The sequence below is a fragment of the Vibrio sp. Hep-1b-8 genome (assembly GCF_006124995.1).
GTDB lineage: Bacteria > Pseudomonadota > Gammaproteobacteria > Enterobacterales > Vibrionaceae > Vibrio.
In genome coordinates this window covers 28,600-49,484 of sequence record NZ_QEWN01000129.1, presented here as the reverse complement: position 1 = coordinate 49,484, position 20,885 = coordinate 28,600, and the positions used below count along the sequence as shown (strand labels likewise).

Below are 20,885 nucleotides of genomic sequence, written 5' to 3'. Positions count from 1 at the left end.
ATCAATCTCTTATAGAAGCATATGCAAGGAAAGTATAGATGAGCAAGGTTTTCAACTTTAGCGCAGGCCCCGCAGCACTGCCTAAAGAGGTGATGGAAAAAGCACAACAAGAATTTGTCGATTGGAATGACCTAGGTACGTCGGTGATGGAAATCAGTCACCGTAGTAAAGAGTTCATCAAGGTTGCGGAAGAGGCCGAACAGGATCTCCGCGATTTGCTAAACATTCCTAACAACTACAAAGTTCTTTTCTGCCAAGGTGGAGCACGAGCGCAGTTTGCTGCCGTACCACTGAACTTGCTAGGTGAAGCCAACAAAGCGACCTACATTGATGCTGGTTACTGGGCTGAGAGCGCTATCGATGAAGCGCAAAAGTACTGCCAAGTTGATACTTTTGTGGCGAAAACAGACATTGACGGTAAAACGGCGGTGTTGCCTGCTTCTGAATGGCAAATCGCTCCTGATGCAGCATATGTTCATTTCTGTCCAAATGAAACTATCGATGGTGTCGAAATCAGTGACTTACCAACAACAGACAAGCCAATTGTTGCCGATATGTCATCGAATATTCTTTCGCGCCAAATCGATGTCTCTAAGTATGGGGTTATCTATGCAGGCGCACAGAAAAACATCGGCCCTGCTGGTATCTGTATTGCCATTGTTCGTGATGACTTGTTAGAGCTAGCGAGCAACGTCGTTCCGAGCTTTATGAATTACAAAGTATTGGCGGAAAAAGATTCGATGTTTAATACGCCTCCAACCTATGCTTGGTACTTGTCTGGCTTGGTTTTCAAATGGCTGAAAGAGCAGGGCGGTGTGGCTGAAGTCGAAAAAGTAAACCAAGAGAAGGCGGCGCTGCTTTACAATCAAATCGATGGTTCAGATTTCTACATTAACAATGTGCATCCGAACAACCGCTCGCGTATGAATGTTCCTTTCCAGCTAGCTAAGCCAGAGCTTGACGGGCTGTTTTTGCAGCAGGCAGCCGAGCGCGGAATGGTGGCACTCAAAGGTCACCGAGTTGCGGGTGGAATGCGTGCTTCTATCTACAATGCTATGCCATTAGAAGGTGTTCAGGCATTGGTAGACTTTATGCAAGAGTTTGAAGCTGAAAACGCTTAATCGAAAATAAGTAAAGGGCCTAACGAATCGACGTTAGGCCCTTTTTGTATCTGGAAACTGCTGTTAGCGGCGTTTTGGCTTACGTCCTGCTGGTGGCTTACCCGCGTGACTTGCCGCAGGCTTACCGCCGCGGTTGCTATTCGGTTTGCTATCCGGTTTACCATTGCGTTTTGGCGCGGAACCACCTTTATTATTCGCTGATTGGCCTTTGCCTTGTCCACGTTGCTCGCCTTGCAGTTTTTCAAAGCCAGGTTGGCTCTTGGTATGCTTAGTGGCAAAACGTTGTGAACCGTGTCGACCTGACTTACGGCGCTGAGCTGGGGTTTTAGCCTCGATATCTTCCTCTGGTACCAGACAACCTGGTTTGTCACCAATCAGGTGCTTTTTACCCATGTTGACGAGTGCTTCACGAATCAATGGCCAGTTTGCTGGATCATGATAGCGTAGCAATGCTTTGTGGAGACGACGTTGACGTTCACCTTTAGCGACAGGAACCTCTTCACGCTTTTTGTATTTAACGCGTTTTAGTGGGTTGGTCTCTGAGTAGTACATAGACGTCGCATTACACATCGGCGATGGATAGAAGTTTTGTACTTGATCACATTCAAAGTTGTTCTTTTTCAGCCATAGCGCGAGATTCAGCATGTCTTCGTCTTCCGTGCCAGGGTGTGCAGAAATAAAGTACGGGATAAGGTATTGTTTTTTACCTGCTTCTGCACTGTATTTCTCAAACATCTCTTTGAAACGGTCATAGGCTCCCATGCCTGGCTTCATCATCAAATCCAGCGGACCTTTTTCGGTGTGTTCTGGAGCGATTTTCAGATAACCACCGACGTGATGGGTCACCAGCTCACGCACATATTCAGGCGATTCAATCGCAAGATCATAACGAACGCCCGACGCGATCATGACCTTGTTGATGCCTTGAACTTTGCGGGCAGCACGGTAGAGATCAATCGTGTGTTTATGGTCGGTATTCAGTTTGTTACAGATACCAGGGAAAACACATGACGGGCGACGACAATTCGCTTCCGCTTTTGGATCACTACAACCTAGGCGATACATGTTGGCCGTTGGCCCGCCAAGGTCGGAGATTGTGCCAGTAAATCCAGGAACTTTGTCGCGAATTTCTTCTAACTCGTTAAGAATCGATTCTTGTGAACGGTTCTGAATAATTCGACCTTCGTGTTCGGTGATAGAACAGAATGAACAGCCACCAAAACAGCCTCGCATGATGTTTACCGAGGTTTTAATCATATCGTAGGCTGGAATCTTCGCTTTACCGTACATTGGGTGCGGAACGCGTGCGTAAGGCAGCCCAAACACGTAATCCATTTCTTCCGTTGTAAGTGGAATTGGCGCCTGGTTGACCCAAAGTTCGCGATCACCATGGCGTTGAATCAATGCACGACCCGAATACGGGTTGGTTTCAAGGTGCATGATTCGACTGGCATGAGCGTAAAGAATACGGTCATTGTTGAGTTTCTCGAACGGTGGGATACGTACCGCTGTCGTAGCTGCATCGTGACGAGATGGTCGGATCGTAATCGGCTTGGCTTCAGACTCTTGCGCCTTTGCCTTAGTATCACATTGTTCCTCAACCGCATAAGGGTTAGGCGGAATAAAGGCTTCTTTGCGCGGCTTCTCGATACGCGAAGAGTCGATCACTGTGTAACCTTCTGGCTCTGCAGGAAGGCTGACGGCAGTACCACGAATGTTGGTCATGCTGGTGATCTCTTCACCATCCGCTAGTCGATGTGCGACTTCGACCAAAGCACGTTCTGCGTTACCAAACAACAGGATGTCTGCTTTAGCGTCAAATAGGACAGAACGACGTACTTTGTCAGACCAGTAATCATAATGCGCGAGGCGACGCAGACTGGCTTCGATTCCGCCCAGTACGATAGGTACCCCTTTGTAGGCCTCACGACAGCGCTGCGAGTAGACGAGTGTCGCGCGGTCTGGGCGTTTGCCACCTTCGTTGTTTGGTGTGTAGGCGTCATCATGGCGCAGCTTACGATCAGCAGTATAACGGTTGATCATCGAATCCATGTTGCCAGCAGTGATACCAAAAAATAGATTTGGTTTACCAAGAGCAGTGAAGGCATCTTTATTGTGCCACTCTGGTTGAGCGATAATACCGACTCGAAACCCTTGGGCTTCAAGAAGACGGCCAATAATCGCCATACCAAAGCTTGGGTGGTCGACGTACGCATCACCCGTTACGATGATAATGTCACAGCTGTCCCATCCTAGGGCATCCATTTCCTTACGATTGGTCGGCAGAAATGGCGCAGTGCCAAAGCATTCTGCCCAATATTTTTTGTGCTCGTGAATAGGAGTGATATTGCTGTACATATTTTGCTCTCAGTGCCAAGGAGCGCGAATTATAGCGACTTGAAGGGCGACTATCTACCTCATTATAACTAAGTCTATTTAGCTACCGCGGACGAGGATTTTCTTGATCGGGAACTGATTGACTAAAGTGTTATCTCATTAACGTATTGTTTATACAACTCCAGCTATATTAGACGTTAACGCTATTATGAAAGTAGGTGGTTATACTAGTGAATGACTCCGATACAAATGGTCGCTTAATCAATGATCTAGCTGCGTCTTCAAAATACGCGATTTACGATTGGTATCTAAACTTGAAAACACAAGTTTTTGAGTGTGACAGTCAGGTAAAAGCGCTACTAGTGGGAGATAGCAGGAGTAATTTGACCGCCCGAACGCTATTTCGGCTTTTACCTAAGCCACAGCAGGTTATTGTCAAACAGGCGTTTCAAACGGCCATCAACAGTCAAGAGCGCACCTACGCCCATTGCTGTTTATTCACTGAACCTCATCTGTTTGCCTATGTCGAAATCGCTATTGACAGAGTTAGCGATCATGAATTGAGGGGAACCTTGTCGCCTTGCCTCATTTTTCCAACCGAACATGAAGTCGTTGAGCTGTTTTATGCTTTATTTGAAAATTCTCATCATGGAATTATCGTCACCGATAGCGACACCAGAATCCTTGCCTGCAATCACTACTTTGAAACCTTGACGGGGTACCTGCGCAATGAGTTGGTCGGGCTACGCACGCAGATCTTCAATGCGGGAGAACACAGCGAAGCATATTATCAAGAGATGTGGACACGAGTTCATGAGCAAGGATTCTGGAAAGGCATCATTTTGTCGCGTCATGCTAACGGTGAAGCTTTTCCCCACGAACTGACGCTTCAAAAGATTCATTTTGCTGATGGTCAGGTCTATTACGTTGGCTTCTCCTCTGATGTTTCCAGTGAACTAGAGCGGCTTGAAGATTTAGAGTCGGGTGGGGTTGATCTGCTCACCCAACTTCCCAGCAAGGAGGTATTTCTCACCCGTTTAAAAGAGTATTGCTCTGATACTGACCCACGAAGAGGCGTAGTGGTATTAGCGATTCAGCCGAAGTTTAAACAAAACTCTGCGCAGGAAACGAAGCGCCAGTTCGCTAGCTACCTCAAAGACAATAGCCATGTTCTCGAGAGTGGTTATTTAGGCAGTGATTGCTTCGTCGTGTGCTTAGCCGTTGATGTGCAGTTGTCCCAGCAGGTTGCAAGTGACATCGGACGGTCAATTACCCAACTGTTTCAAAGTTTTAAGCACGCCCAAGCGTCGGTCGCATTGGCTCTTAAAGCAGGGGTAACTGGGGTGTCAGTGTGGAATGTAGATGCAACTCAGCCGAACCAGTTGGTATCTCATGCCTACCAAGCTTTATTAGAACTTCATTCTGGTCAAACGCGACGAATAAACTTCTATGATCGAGAAATCCATCGTCAGGTGGAGCGTAAGAAACTGCTTGAGCACCACGTTTTACATAGCCTTGAGCAAGGGAAAGTGGATGTCTATTTCCAACCGATTGTTGATATTCAGCGTCGTCGAATCGACAAGTTTGAAGCCTTGTGTCGTTTTCCACACAGCGACGAGTTTGCAGCGTCAACGCAAGAGTTGGTCGAAGTGGTTGAAGAGTTAGACAAGGTTGTTGAACTTGATGATCTGGTCTTGCTGTCGGCCCTTGAGCAATTCCCACAATTACAGAAAAAATTTGGGGAGCATGTGGCGATCTCAGTCAATCGTTCACTGAGAAGTACCACAGACCTGAGTGATATCTTGCAACGAGCGGCGCATATTCTAGATAAACAGAAGATGGCTCCTGAATTGCTGACGCTCGAATTTACGGAAAGCGCTTTTTTTCAAAGTAACAGCCACAATAAACATTTACTGGGTTTGCTTCGTGACGCGGGTGTACAAATCGCTGTGGATGATTTTGGTACCGGCTGTGCGTCATTCAAATATTTAAAAGAGAGTTACTTTGATATTCTCAAAATTGATCGTGAATTTATCCAACACCTGTCGTTACAAACACGGCAATACGAAATTGTTGTCGCTTTAATTCAGCTCGCGAAACGCCTTAACTTAAAAGTGATAGCAGAGGGTGTAGAAACCCAACAAGAGTTAGATGTGCTGTATGATCTTGGTGTCGAATTTGTTCAGGGTTATTACTTCTCAAAACCGTTACCCTTAGCTGAGCTGACTTCTATCAATCACTTATTTCAACAAGATGAGAGTGAGGTTCAAGCCTCTCCTAGCTCAATAAGCCATCTTGCTTATTCTTCACAGCATATAGATCCTGGCGAGCCACTGTCGCTGATTTACCAATACTTTTCTGATACAGAAGTGGACTACTTGCCTATCATAGAAGACAAGATTTGTGTCGGGTATATCGACCGGCCAAGCATGAATCTGCATTTGACATCAAACATGGGTACCGACCATGAGTCTACTAAGGAGCATGCATACTGGAACAAACCTGCTAACCGAATTATGTTGCCCGTTATCAGCGAAATTGATTGGCATACCCCACAATCTAAGGTAGCGAGTCTCGTCAAACAAAACAGGCCGTTCCCTTGGTGTTTAGTTGATGAGTATGGTCATTTTAAAGGTTTAGTTGGCCCGCTAGCCGCGCTTAGTTGCCTTGCTAATAATAAATCTGTCACTTAGTTGAGTTTGTTCTAACTTTAATATTAGGGATTGCTCAACGATAGGATGAGTCTATGTACAGGGAGTTAGGCTCCGTACGTGATTTTAAGGCAAACGAGCAGACAACGAGTACGCAACTAGAATGGCAGTGGGATACTGAGCATCATCAACTGCAAATTGATGAAGATTTGTGTCGCCAACTGCTGAATTCAGACCTTCCTACTTTAACGGGCAACGTACTACTGCCGTGCATGAGCTATCACGATCAAACGGAGCTGTTAGCGCTATTGGCTCAGGCATGTAAATACCAGAGCAAACATCGTTTTTGTTGTTGTTTACAACTTAGTGATGACCAGTGTTGCTATGCGGAGTTAAGTTTTCGTGGTGAAAGCCACAGGCTTGTAACTGGAACCCTGACTCCGTTACTGTTTGTTCATGCGACGACATCAACGTTAAGTGCTCTATTTGAACAACTGTTTAATAACCCTCATCACGGTGTCGTTTTGGCAGACGAACAGCGTAACATCGTGGTGTGCAATGATTACTTCCTAGAACATGCCAGTTACAGTAACCAACAATTGGTTGGTCGACCAATGGATCTGCTAAATTCGGACAAGCACAGCGGTAGCTTTTATCAGAAGATATGGCAGGAAGTTGACAAGGAGGGCAGTTGGTCTGGTGTCGTTCTTATTCAATCATCTCGTGGTAAAACCTACCCTCAAGACTTAACTTTACAGAAAATTATCCTTGTCGAGGGAATATTCTATCTTGGCGTATACCTTGACCTTTCCAACAATCTTTACCGGATTGCCGACGTTGAACTAGGTGGCGTTGAGTTGCTCACTCAATTGCCAACTGAAAAGCAGTTTGTTCGCGCCATTACCCAGCAATGGATGGAAAGTGCTGAACCCAATATCCATATGGTGGTCGCCTTTCGCCCAAGTTTTGGACCGGTTGATGATTTTGAACTCAAGTCGATGTTGTCTGAACATCTTACCAACAATAAGGTTGCTAAGTTTGTTGGCTATTTAGGTAGTAACCATTTCGTCGCTTGCTTAGAGTGTGACAAGGTCACGGGTCCAGCTCAGATACGGTTGATTCATCAGGCCATACGCCGCTTCTTTGCCTCTCTCAATCAGTCGGCAGGGAGAACCATACACAGTGCTATCATTAACGGTAGTGTCGGGGTTTCCGTATTGGGCCACGATACCCATAACCCCAAGTTGCTGGTCTCTCATGCCGTACAGGCGATGTTGGACCAAACCTCAGAGCAGCGCGGACAGATTACCTTCTACCATGGAGCTTTACACAAAGAGGTTTTACGCCGCAAAGAACTGGAAGAGTGGGCCGAGAAACTGATCCGTACGCAAAATATAGAAGTCTATTATCAGCCAATCATAGATGTAAAAAATTGGGATATTGTGAAGTTTGAGGCGCTTAGTCGTTTTAAAGCGAACAACGGTAAGATTCTCAATACGCAAGAAATGGTAATGATAGCGGAAGACCTTGATTTGGTTTCGGATCTAGATTGGTGCGTAGGTAAGAAAGCACTGCATGATTTGAATATGATTCAGGAACGTTTTGGTCACCAGCTAGGTGTAACCATTAATCGTTCGTTAAACACTAAGCTAGCAGTGGATGAAGTACTACGCAGTGCTGATTCTCTCATTCATCAATATGCGAATCGACCAGAGACGGTCACCATAGAATTAACGGAAAGTGCTTATTTCGATAGTGAATCTCGACAGTCATCGTTAATTAGAAATATACGTCAGAGAGGGGTGAGTGTTGCGATCGATGACTTCGGTACCGGTTACAGTTCTTTTGCTTACCTCAGTGATTGCAACTTCGATATTCTCAAGATTGACCGTGAGTTTGTTAAGGACCTTAAACATGGGACACACAAATTCTTTATTGTAAAAATGATCACCCAACTGGCACATACGCTGAATGTAAAAGTGGTAGCGGAGGGCGTTGAGACGCTTGATGAGCTGAAAGTGGTGTGCGGTTTAGGCGTGGACTATATCCAGGGGTACTTTTTCTCTAAACCATTGCCTTTAGAGCAATTAGAAAATGCATGGGGTTATTACGATAAACTGGAATCGTTCCTATCAGGCTCAGATCACGCAAGGCAGTCTGGGATATTGAGTATCACTCAGATTCACATTCCGAGTCTTGCTCCCAATGACAATATCGAAAGGGCGAGAGCACTGTTGAACTCTGATCAATACCGAATCGATTTCATTCCTATTCTAAATCGGAAAATGTGCGTTGGGGTCGTTGGACGAGAAGAGCTCAATTACCATTTGTCACCGACATTAGGGACAAAACTTGAAACCAGTAAAGATTTGTCTATTTGCAAAAAAACACTCAACCGAGTGATGCGAACCAACCTCCATACTATTCGACATCAGACACCACTTAGCGAGATTTCTAACATCATCAAATCGGGCATAAAACCCCCTTGGCTGGTGGTGAATGATTCGGGAGAGTATTTGGGCATTGTCACCAATCAAGACATTTTAAAACACTTCGCCAATGGCTAAAATTGTTCAGTCTGCTATTATCCGCATCCAAATACTCACTTAATTTAATTTCACTATGGTTCAGCAACTTCTTGCCGTTTTCGCGCCTATGTTGTTAGGGGCGCAGCTTATTCTCACTCTGATCTTAGTTAAAGGCGATATCTGTCCAGGTCAAAGAGGTCGTATTCATAAAATGCTTCCAACCTTGGCGATTCTTTGGCTTGCGGTCTCTTCATTGCGTATTGAAGCCATGATGGTTGTGTTCGCAATTGCTTACTTTTATACCCAAGTTCAAACCAAGAAAACCCGCGATCAAGGTCCGCTTTGGGTGATGTACCTTGCCAATGGCTTGGCGTTAGCCTATGTCGGTATAGAAGTGACGACGCAAAGTTCTCTCGCTGCCAGCCTGAGTGTTCTGATCCAAGTTTTCCTTTTAGGGGCAATCTTGGCTCATCTGCTGCTGACCATTGCTCGTACTCGCTTACAGGCGTTTCATAGAATATTGCCTGTGACAGGTGTTGTTGCGGCAATGCTGATGAGTTTAGCCATACTGCTCAAAGCTTCTGGTTTGTCTGCTGAGGCATTAACCAACATTACTCAGCCGTTACTGGTTGGTTTGGCACTACTTATTACCGCGGTGGTCATTTGGTGTTGGCACATGTTGACCTCAAAAGAGATAAATAAACTGCAACTGGCGATGGCACTGGCATTTTTACTCCTTTCAGCGACCTCAAACCAAGCACTGTTAATGCTGTAAGTTTGTTAGCCTGCTTCTACAAAGATTAGAGCTGAATCACTTCAATTTCCTCCGTTTAGGTCTAGGCTTAGAAGGCGAGTGTGCAAAAGGAGAGGGTGATGGATCTTAGTAATGCCGGCAGCTTTGACAGCATAATTCTACTAGGTATTGTCAACGAAAAGCTGCGCTTGGAATGTGACTCTTTTGAAGAGTTAGTCAGCATGTATGAAATGGATGTCGAAGCGGTGATAGGTAAACTGGATATGCTAGGTTACAACTATGACCCATTGACGAACCAGTTTAAAGCGTACCAAAGATAACGATAAAGGAGGCGTATGCCTCCTTTATCGTTTCCGCTAAACCGTTTTTATACCGTCTAAATGGCTTTGAGATTGTAGACGGGCAGTATTAAAAAATGCCTGTAGGTAACGCTTGTACCTATCTGAATGGCGTATGGCGGCGAATAGCCGTCTCCATAAACCATTCCCCAGCGGGATGCTGGCAATCAGTCCCTGTCTCGAAAATTCACTGATGGCCCAGTTAGGCAATGCGGCAACCCCAAGACCAGCAGAGACCATCTGGATCAGCATCAGAGTGTTGTCAGCCTGCTTCCATTTTGCTGGTTCTACGTTGGCGGGTTGCAAAAAGTGTTTAACGACATCCAATCGATTCTTCTGAACCGGATAAGAGAGCATTGTCTGATCGGCTAAATCCTGTGGCTCAATGGCCGGTTTTTGTGCCAAGGGGTGGGAAATCGATGTCACCAATCGCATTTCGAAGTCAAATAGAGGCTCGTAATGGACTTCGGATCTTGGCTGAATGTCGGAGGTAATCACCAAATCCAACTCGCCTGCAAGTAGCGCAGGTAATGGTTCGAAGCCAAATCCTGACGAAAAATCGAGCGTCACGCTTGGCCAAGCAAGTTGATACTCCTTGAGCGCAGGCATCAGCCACTGAAAGCAAGAGTGACACTCAATCGCCATGTGTAGCCGACCATTTACGTCCTCTTTGAGACTGGCAATCTCATTCTCAGCTTTGGCAACGCGAGGCAACACCTCATCGGCGAGCTTTAAAAAAATCTCGCCTTCGGAGGTGAACTTAACTGGACGCGTTTTACGCAGAAAGAGTTGACCCCCAATCCTCGCTTCAAGATCTTTTATCTGATGAGACAGTGCGGACTGAGTTAAATGGAGAGTCGTGGCTGTCGCGGTCAGCGAACCAGTGTCTCGCAGTGTTGTTAGCGTACGGAGGTGTTTTAGCTCGACCATGAATTCCCTTCAGATAGATGTCATTCGCATGAATTATATTAACCTAGCTTGTTTTTTGGGTGTGTAAACATCTAGATGGCTAAAAATAAAATTCCAATCTCTATGAGCCCATTGAGCTAAGCCAAACGCCACCATGAAGAAATCTAATAAACATGTTGAATATTTGGAGATTGTTGTCGTGAAGATTTGGCGAGATAGTTTAGCCATCCAGACATCTTGATGATGTTGTAAATGCACAAACAGACGCTAGAAACAGAATCAAAAGGAATCACGACATGACAACAACGACACACATTCTTGGCTACCCGCGAATTGGTGAAAAACGCGAACTGAAATTCGTGCTCGAAAAATACTGGCGCGGAGAAATTGATCAGGCTGAACTGAAACAAGTGGGTTCAACACTGCGTCATAATAACTGGGCGACACAAGCAGAGGCGGGGCTGGATTTTGTATCGGCAGGGGATTTTGCTTGGTATGACCACGTTCTGACGACCACTTTGCTCCTTGGTCATGTACCTAAGCGTCATCGAGATGGATTCCCTGATCTTGATACACTTTTTAAGGTCGGACGAGGTCAATCTCAGGCAAGTTGCGGATGCAGTGGTCATGCAGCGTCAGATATGACTAAATGGTTCAACACTAACTATCACTACATCGTACCTGAGTTCAGCAAGGATGACAGTTTTGAAGTAAGCTGGCCCCAGCTGTTTGAAGAAGTTAATGAAGCGATTAAAGCGGGTCACAACGTTAAACCTGTGCTGCTTGGCCCATTAAGCTACTTGTACTTAGGCAAAGAAGTGGACGAAGGCTTTGACCGTTTGTCACTGCTTCCTCGCCTGTTAACGGCTTATCAAGCTATCTTGGCAAAACTTGCAAAGCAAGGTGTTGAGTGGGTACAGATAGATGAGCCAATCTTAGCTCTTGAACTGGATAAAGCATGGCAAGACTCGTTCAAACTTGCCTATCAGGTGATTCGTTGTGACGTTAAAGTGTTGCTTACTACCTATTTTGATTCGGTCGTTGATACGCTTGATAAGATTGTTGAACTGCAAGTGGACGGCTTACATATCGATTTATCTGCGGCTCCAGAACAGCTAGATGTTGTGGCAAAAAATCTACCACAAAACTGGATTTTATCTGCGGGTGTGGTCAACGGTCGCAATGTATGGCGTGCCGATCTCAGTACACAGCTTGCTTTATAGCAACCAGTGAAAGAGACGCTCGGAGAGAGACTTTGGGTGGCAACGTCATGCTCACTGTTACACAGCCCTGTTGACTTAGAACTAGAGTCAAACCTGAGTGAGGAGGTCGCTAGTTGGTTTGCCTTTGCCAAACAGAAGGTGACAGAAGTGGCGTTGTTGGGTAAAGCTTTAGATGGTGATCATGAGGCGATCTTAGCGTGTGATACTTACAGTGCGCCAATTCAAGCGCGTAAGACCGCAACGCACGTTAACAAACCACAGGTGCAATCCCGCCTCAACAAGATTACAAAGTCTCTGGCAGAGCGCAGTGCACCCTATGTGGAGCGCGCCGCGCATCAGAGTGAAGTCTTGGGTTTGCCGCTTTTCCCTACGACCACAATAGGCTCATTTCCACAAACGAGCGAAATTCGAGTACAACGCAGTGCTTATCGAACGGGGAAATTGTCTGAGGCTGAGTACCACCAAGCGCTCAAAGGTCATATCGCTGATGCAGTGAAGCGACAAGAAGCGCTAGATCTTGACGTACTGGTACACGGTGAAGCTGAGCGTAATGACATGGTTGAGTACTTTGCTGAGAATCTAGCGGGTTTCCAGACCACCCAATTTGGTTGGGTACAAAGCTATGGTTCGCGTTGTGTTAAGCCGGCCATTGTTGTTGCCGATATTGAGCGCGAAAAACCAATTACCGTTGAATGGTCGACCTATGCACAATCATTAACATCGAAACAGATGAAAGGGATGTTAACGGGGCCAGTGACAATTCTATGTTGGACGTTTCCGCGTGAGGACATCTCGCGTAAACAGATTGCTGAGCAATTGGCACTTGCGCTGCGTGATGAAGTCTCTGACCTACAGGAGGCGGGTATTAACATTATTCAGATCGATGAACCTGCAATTCGTGAAGGCTTACCGCTTAAAAAGCGTGACCATAAAGCGTATCTTGAATGGGCGGTCGATGCGTTTAAGATTTCAGCGGCTAGTGCCAAACCAGAGACTCAGATCCACACCCACATGTGTTACTCAGAGTTTAACGAAATCATTGATTCTGTCGCAGCACTGGATGCTGACGTGATCACCATTGAAACGTCGCGCTCAAATATGGAGCTTCTCAAAGCATTTGAAGAGTTTAACTACCCGAATGAGATTGGCCCTGGTGTGTATGACATTCACTCGCCTAACATTCCGAGTAAAGAGTGGATTGAGGGGTTGATTAACAAGGCCGCTGAGAAAATTCCGGCTCAACGTCTATGGGTAAATCCAGATTGCGGTCTCAAAACGCGTAACTGGAAAGAGACGGAAGCGTCACTCACGAACATGGTTCTTGCTGCTAAGGAGCTGCGAAAAACCTACCAGTCATAGAATTACCCTGAAAAACTAATAATGCCGACCTCAGGTCGGCATTATTGTTTTAACACGTTTAAATCGCTTCGCCATTGACTGTAACCGCAACATCAATATTGCCACGAACAGCATTTGAATATGGGCAGACTTGATGAGCCACTTTCACTAACTCAAGTGCTTGCTCCTGCGGTAGCGCTAACGTTGCCGCTAAACTTACCGTTAATGCAAAACCACCTTGTTGGTTCGGGCCAATACCCACTTGAGCTGTCACTGGGGCGGATTTCAAGGCAACTTTTGCTTCTCGTGCAACGTGAAGAATAGCGTTAGAAAAACAGGCAGAGTACCCGGCTGCGAATAATTGTTCTGGATTAGTGGCAAGACCAGAGCCACCCATCTCTTTAGGGTAAGAAAGCTCTAAATCCAGTAAACCATCGTCTGTTTTAACTTGACCATTACGGCCTGCCAATGCTGTTGCTTGAGTTTGGTATAACGTCGTCATGCTGAAAATCCTTAATTTAAGTTGTGCGCAATCTAATTGCTAGCAATCTTATATCGAAAGTTATGTTGAATGCAAGTATATTGTGCGCAACTTATTTTTTTGGGTGTATCATGTCTTACTGCGAAAGTGACAATTCATTCAGTGCGGAACAGAGTCTTTTACTCGACAATCAAATCTGTTTTCCACTTTATAGCGCCGCCAATGCGGTGATCCGTACCTATAGGCCATTGCTGGAAAACTTAGATCTTACCTATTCGCAGTACCTGGTGATGATGGTGTTGTGGGAGAGTGATGGTATCAATGTTAAGGATCTCGGTAGTCGATTACACCTAGATTCAGGCACCTTAACGCCGCTTCTTAAACGCTTAGAAAGCAAAGGGTTTGTTATACGTGGACGTAGCGAGCAAGATGAACGAGTACGAGTACTAAAACTGACTGACTCTGGAGCCAAATTAAAGCAGCAAGCATTACAGATTCCAGCAGAAATGAAGTGCAAAATCCCATTAGAACTTGAAGAGCTCATCGTCCTAAAAAACCTGTGTCAAAAGGTACTGAAAACTCTAGAGGATTAGGCTTCCTCAGTGATTAAGGCAAGGATAAAGATAGTCAGCAGGTAAGAGGAATATATGATAGAAACATCACGACTGATCCTTCGCCAGTGGCGTGAGTCTGATAGAGAACCCTATCGCCGATTGAATGCAGATCCACAAGTGATGCGCTATTTCCCCTCACGCCTCACTAGCGAGCAAAGTGATTCGCAGCTAGACGTTATGCGTCAACTTATCAATCTAAACGGGTGGGGATTTTGGGCGCTGGAGATCAAACAGACTCAAGAGTTTATCGGCTTCGTTGGCTTGCATCAGCAAGCAGAAGACAGTGGAATCCCTAATGCACCATTGGTTGAGATTGGCTGGCGACTTGATGTTCATCACTGGGGGAAAGGCTACGCCCCCGAAGCGGCTTGTGCGGCGTTAGATTATGCGTTCAGGCAACTTAACCTTGAACAGGTTTATTCATTTACAGCTTTGACCAATGTTCCTTCGCAAAGAGTGATGGAAAAAATAGGCATGCTCAACACTGGGCAAGATTTTGACCACCCGAAATTGCCGACTGGTCATGAGCTTAAGCGCCATTGTCTATATAGAATGACGCGTGAACAGTGGCGACTAACTGATTCGATTGTCACCAGTACTGTAGGCGATGGTCTGACTGATCTCGGCCAGTCAGCGACCATGTTTGCGAACGTACCATGCTCCAATGCCGCCTCATGAATCATTAGCGCATTGGCCTGTATTGACCTGATTTTAGCGTGATGGCGAATGATGCTTGGATTTGCGGCTTTATTGTCCCATTGCTCATCAGACAGCATCAATAAGGGCTCAACTTTAAAACCAACAGTCATCACCGATTTTCCGCAGTTGCTCGGCAGATAACGGGCGAGATAGCAAGGATTCCAACTGCTGTTCACCACCTTTACGCTGAGCCGCTCGATGGTAAATGTTATCAAATCTTTCCAAAGCCACTGTGATCTTCTCCTTTAATAATTGCGCTTCTGACCAGAGCAAAACACAAGTTAACCGCTCAATGACATAGTAGCGCCACAAGGCATTAAAGTCTGCGCAAAAAATAGGAGTTCAAAGAATGAAAAATTTATGGTTAACGCTTGCGGTGAGTATTTTTGTTTCTGGTTGCCAAATTAACCGTGTCGAAGGTGAGTATCGCGATGTTGAAGTTAAGGTTTCGAATAAAGAGTCATCGTCAAGCTCCGACTCAAACTCAACCTTCTGTCCGCCAGGTCAAGCCAAAAAAGGACGCTGCTAGCGGGGCGTCGAAAGTGAAAAAGCCAGAGCAGTGTCGCTCTGGCTTTCGCGTATATTTTCAAGTTTAAAGTGTGAGTAGGTAGTTGACCAACTGGCTGTATTCTTCGAAGCTGCCGATCTGTTCTGTTTTAACGAGATACTTATTGTTGACCACAACCCCTGGCACGCCAGTTAGCGTGCTCTTGTTGAACTGTTTGTCAAAACCACGTTGCATTGAATTAACGACGAAACTGTTATACGCAGAATCGAATTTTTTACCATCGATACCATTGTCAACAAACACTTGGCGAAGAGCCTGCTCATCTTTAGGAGGAGCTTTCAGTTCATGGATTTGTTTAAACATAGCGGGGACCATGGTTTCCTCAGCGTCTAGTGCAACCATGGTGGCGTATGATTTTGCCATAGGCACAGCCATGTCGTTCCCCATGAAGGCAACGTGTACTTTTTCTAGCTTTGTGCCCTCGGGAAGGCTCGCTTTCAACTGATTAATCACTGGCTCGAAGTTGTAACAATGCGGGCAGTAGAAGGAAAAGAACTCGGTTACTTTCGAGGTTGATGATTTTGGTTCTTCCAACACTTTGTAGTGAGTGCCTTGTTCAAATTGCGCAGCGTTTACAGCAAGCGAAAACATCATAGTAGTGAAGAATAATAATATTTTTTTCATTGCTTATTCCTAATGAATTCAATAAGTAAATAGATAGATTGCCTTACAGTGGGAGGCAGGAAAATTGAATCTAGGTTTAAGTGATAGGAGGACGAAATAAGGTTTTTGAACGTGTGATAGCCTTGCCAATATCATCAAGATAGCGAGGGGTCAGTGTCGGCATTTCTTGAACACCGATAGAAATAGACTGCGTCGTTGGTAACTTGAGCAGGCAGATTGAAGCACAACAATGATGACCGGAAGCTTGGCTATAGCTCACTAGTTTAGGGCATTGAACAGGGTGGATCTGGTAGTGGTTTTTACTGCTGTCTAAGGATAAAAATGTTGATTCAGCGTTAGGTTCGCTAGCTTGCACGCTCACGATAGCGCTGCTGAAGAGCAGAGCCAATGTAACGATGAATGCGATCATGATAGAGCGACTAACCAACAACAATTTGATCCTAACTAACTTATGGTGTGGAGCTTAACGGATTTTTTCATCAATATAAATCTCCGTTGACCTAGGTTGGGGATGAGTTAACATTTCGGCAAAAAATACGGAACTTACTCAATAGGTTAAATTCTGTTACGCAAACGCTCTCTGAGGGACAATCTTTGTGCATGATAGGTTTTTTTTGCTTGGTATAGGTTGATCAGATTGCCCGCTAACATCAGTAATGCGCCAGCCAGAAGTGAGATTTGGAATTCTTCTGCATAGAGAACAACGCCCACCAGAGCGATAACAGGTAAACGCAAAAAATCCATCGTCACTACGATGGAAACATCGGCTAATTGAAGTGCTTTGGTCATACAGTAGTGGGCGGAGAGGGCTGTCACCCCAATAATGGCTAGCCAAAACCATTGGCTGCCTGCGGGAAATTGCCAATCAGGGACGGCGAGTGAGAAACTCACTGGCAACTGAATTAAACACATCAAAAACAATATCGTTAGTGGGTGCTCTGTGCGAGCAAGGGATTTTGTTGATGAGTGAGATACGGCGTAGCAAACGGCTGACGCGAGCACGATTAATGCTGCGGGAGTCACGATTTCGAATCCTGGTTTGACTATGAAAAGCACGCCGCCAAACCCCAAAGTCATAGCGACTAGCTTACGCTTGGTGAGTTGCTCTGCTAAAAATAGGGCGGCAATAATCGCTGTCCACAGGGGGACGGTAAATTCAATGGCAAATACTTGAGCAAGAGGAAGCAAGCCAATACCAATAAACCACCCGTATTGACCTGCGAAGTGAAAGAGATTGCGTACCGTATGAAGCTTTAGTCGCTTGGTATAAATTAAGTGCTGTTGCTGAGTGACTAGGATGACGATGGATATGATCGTTAAGGCTATCAAACCACGGAAAAACAAAACCTGAAAAGTGCCGAGTTGCCCACTTAACTCTCTAGCACCAACGGCCATCAAGCAGAAAGAGAACAAGGTGCCAAGCATCCATGTGGCTGATCGAATAACGATATTACTCTCCTTAGTTAAAATGTAACAAGCGTCTACTTCCTACTGCTTGTGAGGACTCGCGTCAACTTATGCCCGATAGCGAAGAAAATGATGCACACACCGAGTGTGAGCAAAATGGAATAAGCGTAACCGACGCTGGCGGAAACACCGAATCCCCATACAAAGGAGAAGACCAGTCCCTGAAGCGCTTGATAAGGCCATTGAATGATCGGAAAGTGAGAATCGCCCGCAAGCAGATAGATAAGTGCCAGCAGACTAACTGAGGCAGTGAGTAAGCCGATTAAGTTCTCTTTTTTCATGCGCTGTTTACGTCGTAAAAAGAAGATATTACGAGTAATTTCAGTAGCTGGCTAGAGGAATGTTTGATGCAGACAGCCAAGCATAAGGCTGTCTGCAATCTGGTTAGTGGTGAACCAGTGTCAGACCACTTGGAAGTGCGTCACCGAATACTCGTTTGGATTCACTGTCGGACAACGCCTTGACCTGTTCAACCAGAAGGAGCCATGAGTCGGGAACCTTACTCTGTTTTAGCTTCGCTATGACTTGAGCTCGGACATCGTCGCTAATATCGAATAGGCGATCGCCCGTCTTGCGGCAAATCATCACCGCAGCAAAAGCGATCATTGGTTCTTTCTGCCAGTTTTGTTCAAGTAATTTAGGTAACCACTGTTCCACTTGCTCGCGAGAAATGACGGCGTGTTGGCTGCCATAAAGGGGAGTACGTGATGCGAGTCGACCTAGCGCCCACCAGTGAGCCTGTTCAAACTGGTTAAAGTTGATGGCCTTGCTTAAAAACCATGACGCAAGTAAAACCTTATCTTCGACCTCAAGATGCTCAAGAGAGGCTGCCAAGCGAACCATGGACTCATAGCCCATATCTTGCGCTGCTTTCGCTGATTGAGGGTTCTTCATCGCGCCTGGATGAAGGTATTTTGCAATGTCTGCTAAAATCGTTTCCTGCTGTTCTTGGTTTAATCCACCAGCGATGCGACGCCAGAATACCCACCAGTCAGTCCATCCCTGATGGTTTTTGAATTGAATACCTTGCTGGTAGAGTCCCCACACTTGCTCGATCCGCCAAGAGTCAGTGGCATCGCCAAAGCCAGGTCGCATCGCAAAACCCGCAAGACGAAGCCAGTTTTTCTCGTGTTGCTCTGAGCGACGTCGACGTTTGCGGCCGAGTGCAAAGGAATCAAACAACTGACGCAGCGTGGTGAAGTCCCAATCGTCGCGCTTACCCAGTTTTTTCTCTAAATCTTTCGCAAGTGTCTTAATCTCATTCGATTCAGCGCTTTTTTTATTGCCACTGTAGATACGAGCAATCAGCTCTTTGCATTCATTCAATCGAGGATGCAGTGCTTGCTGTTGGTCTTGTTCGGCTTTTTGATTACGGACTTCGAATTCCACAGCCCAGCGCTTGGTGTCATCTTCAGTATGAACACACTCCATTTTAAGTGTGCCTACTTCCGTCAACTGGCAAGCCAATTGCACTTCAACACGCTCTTTTTGGTTAGCCTGCAGCTCAACCCCTTCGCCTTGCAAAGTAGAGATGTAAGGGGGAAGAGGCGCAAATAGGTCAGGTTCGACATCAACCATAACACCGTTCTGGATGGCCGTCTTGTTAGCAAGTGTATCGTGAGTCGTGGTGAGAAGATTGAAACGAACGGGCTCACCCAAAGTGAGAGAGAAGCGACGTCCGCTTAGGCGGATTTCATGCCCTTCTTCCGTTCCTTTGGCTAATAGACATAATGCTTTGCCCATTTTGTTCTTTTCTTGCAGATGCAAAAAGTAAGAACGGGCTGCACCACCACCAATCTTTAACTGAGCGCCACGGCGTGCTTTGCCAAAGGCGACAGCACCCAGTGCGACAGACCAGTCAGGATGAGGGTTGTCGAGTACAGTAACCGCCGAACCTCGCCAGTTGTTGAGAAGCCTAGTCACACGTTCAGTCACGAGTTCACTGTTGAACACGCCCCCGTTGAGTAGAAGCCCTACAGGGATAGCCGGTTGGGATTCATCTTGCTGGTTTAGTGCGGCATAGGAAACTTGCTGGTGTTGATTTAGGAATTCAGCGATGTGCTTACTAACAGCAGGATCGGCGACATAAGGCAGGCCAAACTCGACAACGGCGCTTCGTCTCTTATCGGGTGTGTGGTTAAAGTCGGAGAGAGGGAAGAAACCATCGAGTGCGATTTGGTGAACTTCCTCTTTGCTGATTGCAATACTTTTGGTGCCACCAAGCAGCTTGGAGCCGCTACCCAACATAGTAATTTTAACTTCTTCAGGTGCGTCAGAAGAAAGCAGGTTTTCTTTTGCTTTGCGTGTTTGCTGAATAAGCTTGGTTAAGCTAGCTGCATTGAGTTTTTTACTTTGGCTGAATCGCTGTTCTGCTAAGTGAGCTAGGGCGAGATCGAGGTTATCCCCCCCCAGTATTAGATGTTCACCAACGCCTATACGATCGAGATTTAGTGCTTCGTCATGGTTGGCATCGGGGTTGAAGCGAGCTTCGATTAAACTCAAATCGGTAGTACCACCGCCCACATCACACACCAATATTAAGGGCAGTTGTTTCAATTCATCGGCAGCACTGTGCTGGTGGCGTGCATACCAATCGTAGCAAACGGCTTGAGGCTCTTCGAGTAAGACGATCTTGTCCAGTCCGGCCAGTTGAGCGGCTTCTAGGGTCAACTTACGCGCGGTTTCGTCAAATGATGCAGGAACGGTTACGACGACATCTTGGTCTTCCAGCTTATTACTAGGATGACGGTAGTTCCATGCTTGTCGAATATGGTTGAGATAGCTGGCACTGGCGATGACCGGCGATACTTTGTCGACATCTGTTGCTCCTGCCCAAGGAAGAATATCAGAGCGGCGATCGACCGCTTGGTGTGATAACCAGCTTTTAGCACTTGATACCTGACGGCCTTCTACTTTGGCGCCCAGTTCACGAGCCCATTCGCCGATAATGACATGGGGAATATCGCCAGCAACGGGCTGCTCGTCCCAAGGTAATGTCAAATCAAGCGGAGATATCTGACCTTGTGCGGGATGGTAGCGAAAAGAGGGAAGAAGCGGCTTTCTAACCACTTCGCCAGGTCCGATAAGCTGGTCAATGTCGAACAGGGACACATTGGAATGTTGTAGGTCGTCAGTAATTTCACAGAATGCGACAACCGTATTGGTTGTACCTAAATCGATACCGACTAAAAAACGAGGCGATGCCATAGAACAAAACCCTTGTTTACGAGATA

14 protein-coding genes and 3 pseudogenes are annotated in these 20,885 nt (G+C 46.1%); 9 read left to right on the top strand and 8 right to left on the bottom strand.

Annotated elements, in window-relative coordinates; all coding sequences use genetic code 11:
* Positions 1–38: 38 nt before the first annotated feature.
* Positions 39–1,121 (top strand): 3-phosphoserine/phosphohydroxythreonine transaminase, encoded by a 1,083-nt coding sequence (gene serC, locus DA100_RS17430; protein ID WP_138973287.1) that lies wholly within the window; start codon positions 39–41, stop codon positions 1,119–1,121.
* A gap of 63 nt (positions 1,122–1,184) precedes the next feature.
* On the opposite strand, the gene DA100_RS17425 is transcribed toward serC, so the two are convergent.
* Positions 1,185–3,479 (bottom strand): YgiQ family radical SAM protein, encoded by a 2,295-nt coding sequence (locus DA100_RS17425; protein WP_138973286.1) that lies wholly within the window; start codon positions 3,477–3,479, stop codon positions 1,185–1,187.
* Between the two features lie 209 nt (positions 3,480–3,688).
* On the opposite strand from DA100_RS17425, the gene DA100_RS17420 reads away from it, so the two are divergent.
* From DA100_RS17420 to DA100_RS17405, 4 genes are all read left to right on the top strand, one after another.
* Entirely contained in the window at positions 3,689–6,151 is a 2,463-nt protein-coding gene (locus DA100_RS17420; protein WP_138973285.1) for an EAL domain-containing protein, read from the top strand.
* 53 nt (positions 6,152–6,204) lie between these two features.
* Positions 6,205–8,676, top strand: a complete 2,472-nt coding sequence (locus DA100_RS17415) for an EAL domain-containing protein (RefSeq protein WP_138973284.1) — start codon at positions 6,205–6,207, stop codon at positions 8,674–8,676.
* Positions 8,677–8,731: 55 nt separating this feature from the next.
* A complete protein-coding gene (locus DA100_RS17410; protein WP_138973283.1) occupies positions 8,732–9,412 on the top strand; it encodes a hypothetical protein in 681 nt (226 codons plus the stop codon).
* Positions 9,413–9,510: 98 nt separating this feature from the next.
* Positions 9,511–9,711, top strand: a complete 201-nt coding sequence (locus DA100_RS17405) for a DUF4250 domain-containing protein (protein ID WP_138973282.1) — start codon at positions 9,511–9,513, stop codon at positions 9,709–9,711.
* Between the two features lie 36 nt (positions 9,712–9,747).
* On the opposite strand, the gene DA100_RS17400 is transcribed toward DA100_RS17405, so the two are convergent.
* A complete protein-coding gene (locus DA100_RS17400) occupies positions 9,748–10,659 on the bottom strand; it encodes a LysR substrate-binding domain-containing protein (RefSeq protein ID WP_138973281.1) in 912 nt (303 codons plus the stop codon).
* Positions 10,660–10,934: 275 nt separating this feature from the next.
* Between DA100_RS17400 and metE the strand changes: the two are divergent.
* Positions 10,935–13,220 (top strand): annotated as a pseudogene (gene metE, locus DA100_RS17395) (5-methyltetrahydropteroyltriglutamate--homocysteine S-methyltransferase).
* Between the two features lie 58 nt (positions 13,221–13,278).
* Here metE and DA100_RS17390 read toward each other — a convergent pair.
* Positions 13,279–13,701, bottom strand: coding sequence for an organic hydroperoxide resistance protein (locus DA100_RS17390; RefSeq protein WP_138973280.1), 423 nt, complete (start codon positions 13,699–13,701; stop codon positions 13,279–13,281).
* Positions 13,702–13,811: 110 nt separating this feature from the next.
* On the opposite strand from DA100_RS17390, the gene DA100_RS17385 reads away from it, so the two are divergent.
* Both DA100_RS17385 and DA100_RS17380 read left to right on the top strand, forming a co-directional pair.
* Positions 13,812–14,273, top strand: coding sequence for a MarR family transcriptional regulator (locus DA100_RS17385; RefSeq protein ID WP_138973279.1), 462 nt, complete (start codon positions 13,812–13,814; stop codon positions 14,271–14,273).
* Between the two features lie 54 nt (positions 14,274–14,327).
* A pseudogene (locus DA100_RS17380) lies at positions 14,328–14,864 on the top strand (GNAT family N-acetyltransferase); the annotation flags it as partial.
* A gap of 50 nt (positions 14,865–14,914) precedes the next feature.
* Here DA100_RS17380 and DA100_RS21410 read toward each other — a convergent pair.
* Positions 14,915–15,224 (bottom strand): annotated as a pseudogene (locus tag DA100_RS21410) (DNA-3-methyladenine glycosylase I); the annotation flags it as partial.
* Between the two features lie 118 nt (positions 15,225–15,342).
* On the opposite strand from DA100_RS21410, the gene DA100_RS17370 reads away from it, so the two are divergent.
* Positions 15,343–15,522 (top strand): hypothetical protein, encoded by a 180-nt coding sequence (locus DA100_RS17370; RefSeq protein ID WP_138973277.1) that lies wholly within the window; start codon positions 15,343–15,345, stop codon positions 15,520–15,522.
* A 63-nt stretch (positions 15,523–15,585) separates the two neighbouring features.
* Here the strand turns inward: DA100_RS17370 and DA100_RS17365 are convergent, their stop codons facing one another.
* The 4 genes from DA100_RS17365 to DA100_RS17345 all read right to left on the bottom strand — a co-directional run bounded on the left by DA100_RS17365 (position 15,586) and on the right by DA100_RS17345 (position 20,859).
* Positions 15,586–16,185 carry a thiol:disulfide interchange protein DsbA/DsbL gene (locus tag DA100_RS17365; RefSeq protein ID WP_138973276.1) on the bottom strand — a complete coding sequence of 200 codons (600 nt, stop codon included), beginning with the start codon at positions 16,183–16,185 and terminating at the stop codon, positions 15,586–15,588.
* A gap of 76 nt (positions 16,186–16,261) precedes the next feature.
* Complete coding sequence (locus DA100_RS17360; RefSeq protein ID WP_171052249.1) at positions 16,262–16,615, bottom strand: hypothetical protein; 354 nt, start codon at positions 16,613–16,615, stop codon at positions 16,262–16,264.
* A gap of 125 nt (positions 16,616–16,740) precedes the next feature.
* Entirely contained in the window at positions 16,741–17,610 is an 870-nt protein-coding gene (locus DA100_RS17355; protein WP_138973275.1) for a DMT family transporter, read from the bottom strand.
* A gap of 426 nt (positions 17,611–18,036) precedes the next feature.
* Positions 18,037–20,859 (bottom strand): Hsp70 family protein, encoded by a 2,823-nt coding sequence (locus tag DA100_RS17345; protein WP_138973273.1) that lies wholly within the window; start codon positions 20,857–20,859, stop codon positions 18,037–18,039.
* Positions 20,860–20,885: the final 26 nt, after the last annotated feature.

What these genes read in the sequence shown, in the direction of transcription:
- serC (WP_138973287.1), top strand. Translation starts at nt 39, where the DNA reads ATGAGCAAGGTTTTCAACTTTAGCGCAGGCCCCGCAGCACTGCCTAAA.
- DA100_RS17425 (WP_138973286.1), bottom strand. Translation starts at nt 3,479, where the DNA reads ATGTACAGCAATATCACTCCTATTCACGAGCACAAAAAATATTGGGCA.
- DA100_RS17415 (WP_138973284.1), top strand. Translation starts at nt 6,205, where the DNA reads ATGTACAGGGAGTTAGGCTCCGTACGTGATTTTAAGGCAAACGAGCAG.
- DA100_RS17410 (WP_138973283.1), top strand. Translation starts at nt 8,732, where the DNA reads ATGGTTCAGCAACTTCTTGCCGTTTTCGCGCCTATGTTGTTAGGGGCG.
- DA100_RS17405 (WP_138973282.1), top strand. Translation starts at nt 9,511, where the DNA reads ATGGATCTTAGTAATGCCGGCAGCTTTGACAGCATAATTCTACTAGGT.
- DA100_RS17400 (WP_138973281.1), bottom strand. Translation starts at nt 10,659, where the DNA reads ATGGTCGAGCTAAAACACCTCCGTACGCTAACAACACTGCGAGACACT.
- DA100_RS17390 (WP_138973280.1), bottom strand. Translation starts at nt 13,701, where the DNA reads ATGACGACGTTATACCAAACTCAAGCAACAGCATTGGCAGGCCGTAAT.
- DA100_RS17385 (WP_138973279.1), top strand. Translation starts at nt 13,812, where the DNA reads ATGTCTTACTGCGAAAGTGACAATTCATTCAGTGCGGAACAGAGTCTT.
- DA100_RS17370 (WP_138973277.1), top strand. Translation starts at nt 15,343, where the DNA reads ATGAAAAATTTATGGTTAACGCTTGCGGTGAGTATTTTTGTTTCTGGT.
- DA100_RS17365 (WP_138973276.1), bottom strand. Translation starts at nt 16,185, where the DNA reads ATGAAAAAAATATTATTATTCTTCACTACTATGATGTTTTCGCTTGCT.
- DA100_RS17355 (WP_138973275.1), bottom strand. Translation starts at nt 17,610, where the DNA reads ATGCTTGGCACCTTGTTCTCTTTCTGCTTGATGGCCGTTGGTGCTAGA.
- DA100_RS17345 (WP_138973273.1), bottom strand. Translation starts at nt 20,859, where the DNA reads ATGGCATCGCCTCGTTTTTTAGTCGGTATCGATTTAGGTACAACCAAT.